Annotated in this window: 4 protein-coding genes; 1 reads left to right on the top strand and 3 read right to left on the bottom strand. The window is 42.5% G+C overall.

Going from position 1 to position 2,300, the window contains the following annotated elements:
- Positions 1 to 402: 402 nt before the first annotated feature.
- Complete coding sequence (locus tag ACKTR5_RS11585; protein WP_407881657.1) at positions 403 to 1,110, top strand: hypothetical protein; 708 nt, start codon at positions 403 to 405, stop codon at positions 1,108 to 1,110.
- A 262-nt stretch (positions 1,111 to 1,372) separates the two neighbouring features.
- Here the strand turns inward: ACKTR5_RS11585 and ACKTR5_RS11590 are convergent, their stop codons facing one another.
- From ACKTR5_RS11590 to ACKTR5_RS11600, 3 genes are all read right to left on the bottom strand, one after another.
- A complete protein-coding gene (locus ACKTR5_RS11590) occupies positions 1,373 to 1,630 on the bottom strand; it encodes a helix-turn-helix domain-containing protein (protein WP_407881659.1) in 258 nt (85 codons plus the stop codon).
- Entirely contained in the window at positions 1,605 to 1,994 is a 390-nt protein-coding gene (locus ACKTR5_RS11595; protein WP_407881660.1) for a hypothetical protein, read from the bottom strand. Before ACKTR5_RS11595 ends, ACKTR5_RS11590 begins: the two co-directional genes overlap by 26 nt.
- Before the next feature lie 28 nt (positions 1,995 to 2,022).
- Positions 2,023 to 2,300, bottom strand: a 278-nt coding sequence (locus tag ACKTR5_RS11600; protein ID WP_407881661.1) for a hypothetical protein, incomplete at its 5' end; no start/stop codon positions are given.

Genomic DNA, 2,300 nt, shown 5'->3' on the forward strand with positions numbered 1-2,300 from the left:
AAGCTGCCCGTTCACGTTTAAACGCGTTTGCTTGTGCTGCGTCGGCGAGGTGCCCGCGCTGTTGTTGCTCGTTCCAATGCCAGGCGGCGCTTAATCGTTTAGTTTCGCGCGTCCTTAAAGCCTGCATGAACATGGCCTCATGTGTAGTGGTGTCAATCAACATGTGATGATCTCCTTTTACAATTTGTTGACCTAAACATAAAAGCCACCGCAAAATTAACCAAAAAGACGCAAAAAAAGAGCAATCTATTTTGATTGCTCTTTAAAGTGTTAGGTGAAGATTTTTCGATTGCACACATCAAAATCATAAATCCAACGCGTATAGTATGTCCAAAACATGGCGCAATATGATTTGTTTGTTCTGCTATACTTAAGTTATCTACATAAGGGGACAGTATACCTATGGCCAAAAAATATTTTAGTTCAGTCACAAGAAGTCAACATACCTATGCTTTTTTTAAGGAACGTCAGGATGATCCTAAATGGCACGCCGATTTCATCCGTATACGATCAATGCGGCGAAAAAAAATAATGATAAATGCGTCAATTATTTTTACTGGTGTTGTCATCTTTTCGTTAGTTACCGGCATTTTAAACACAAAAACTAATGTGCAGCGAGCATCAAATACTACAGTTTCGTCAAAGACGCGTTCGTCTAAAGCTAGCGATCAATCAACTACAAATTCGCAGGCTAGAGAATCCATCGATGACGATGCATCTTCTGACAATGCCGCATCTTTAAGCTCTTCTAGCACAGAAACTTCTGAAGCACTTAAAAATTCAAGCCCTGGTAATTCATCGGAAGCCGACCAATCAGAAAATTCAGATTCGAATGATACCTACACAAATGCGTATGGTCATATTGTGACTAAAGGTCAAGAAGATAATAGTGGCATGGCCCGCAGACAACGTGAAATTAATAGTGATTATGAAAATTTCGATAACTTAACACGTTCTAGTCTGACATATGATCAAAAAATTACACAAATGAAAGCATGGGGATTTACATTTAGACCCGCGGAAAACAATGGGTTAATTATTTATGGTCGTGACCAATCCGAACCTGCATTAGGCATTATGGATAAAGACGGCAACATTCAAAAACAATGACATTCACTGCGCTTTTTGGATAACCAGCTTGGTTGCCGACTTATGTGATTATGCGTGCTGACGCATTGGTTACTTGATTCTTTCTACAACAGAAAAAACTCCAAGACAACCAAAAGAAAGTCGCCAAAGAGCAACCTTCCTCACGTTCATTTTTAATTTTCAACATGCTATAATTATTTCCGACATGTCACACAAAACCCCCCGTCGTAGCTAGTGGTCAGCTATGACGGGGGTTTTTAAATCTTGCAACACCAGCCTGATTTTAGTCTTCTTTATGTGGATCAGGTTCACCAGTGGCGGCTTCCATGCCCTCCGCTGTAACAACGATTTGCCGGTTGTCAAAACGCCGGTAGGAACCTTTAGGCCACTTTTTTGGTGATTGTTTAATGCTAGTTTGAACATATGAACTGTTTTTGCCCCAGATGTCCGCTGCTTCTCTAGCTCCTAAATATTTGAGCTGTTTAAATTTATTTTTGTCATGTTCCACCTGTCCATCAATACAATTGTTCTGAAGATTCAATCAAATACCGCATGAAATCAGGGAAAAACAAAAATGCAAATGCAATCGCGATGGCATAAACTTCTAATTTAAGGTCATGTTTCCACTCAGGGATCATTTCCGGCTCCACCAAACACTTGGCTCCATCGTTATAGGCAAAAAAGGTTCCTATGATAGGGCCAGCCCAAATAAAGAGAGCCATCAGTGGCCCACCTGCGTCTGCTGTAAACGTGGCTGGCTTTAGAATCTGCGTAATCAGCAAATTACCTGGAATATACGCAAGAACAATATTCAAAGTAATGCCGCAAATCAGCAAAGTAATTGGCACCCCCAAGAACAAACACCACTTCCCCATCTGGATAATCATCTGTTTAGCCTTTTTCATGCTGTCGCTATCTCCTAACCATTAGATCTTAGTCACGTTCTACTTCTTGATCTCGGTCCTCATCACGTTCGTGCGCCCGTAAGGCGCGCATCTGTGCCCGGCTATCCACCGCCATCAGTTGATTGATCGCGTGCATTGCTTGGCGCGTGGGCTGGCGCGCACGTAAATTGCGGTTGCTGGCTGGTTCCATTTTTTGATACTGCCGCCGCAGGCTAGGCGCCATCTGTCGCTCACCTTGCAGTTCAGGATTGCTCGGCAACGCCAGTTTTCGCAACTGTTCAATTAACTGGTGGTTTTGTTGTTGCC

The sequence above is a fragment of the Furfurilactobacillus entadae genome (assembly GCF_045862745.1).
In the GTDB taxonomy this organism is placed as follows: Bacteria; Bacillota; Bacilli; order Lactobacillales; family Lactobacillaceae; genus Furfurilactobacillus; species Furfurilactobacillus entadae.

Excerpts from the sequence above, each read along its gene's own strand:
- ACKTR5_RS11585 (WP_407881657.1), top strand. The coding sequence starts at position 403 with ATGGCCAAAAAATATTTTAGTTCAGTCACAAGAAGTCAACATACCTAT.
- ACKTR5_RS11595 (WP_407881660.1), bottom strand. The coding sequence starts at position 1,994 with ATGAAAAAGGCTAAACAGATGATTATCCAGATGGGGAAGTGGTGTTTG.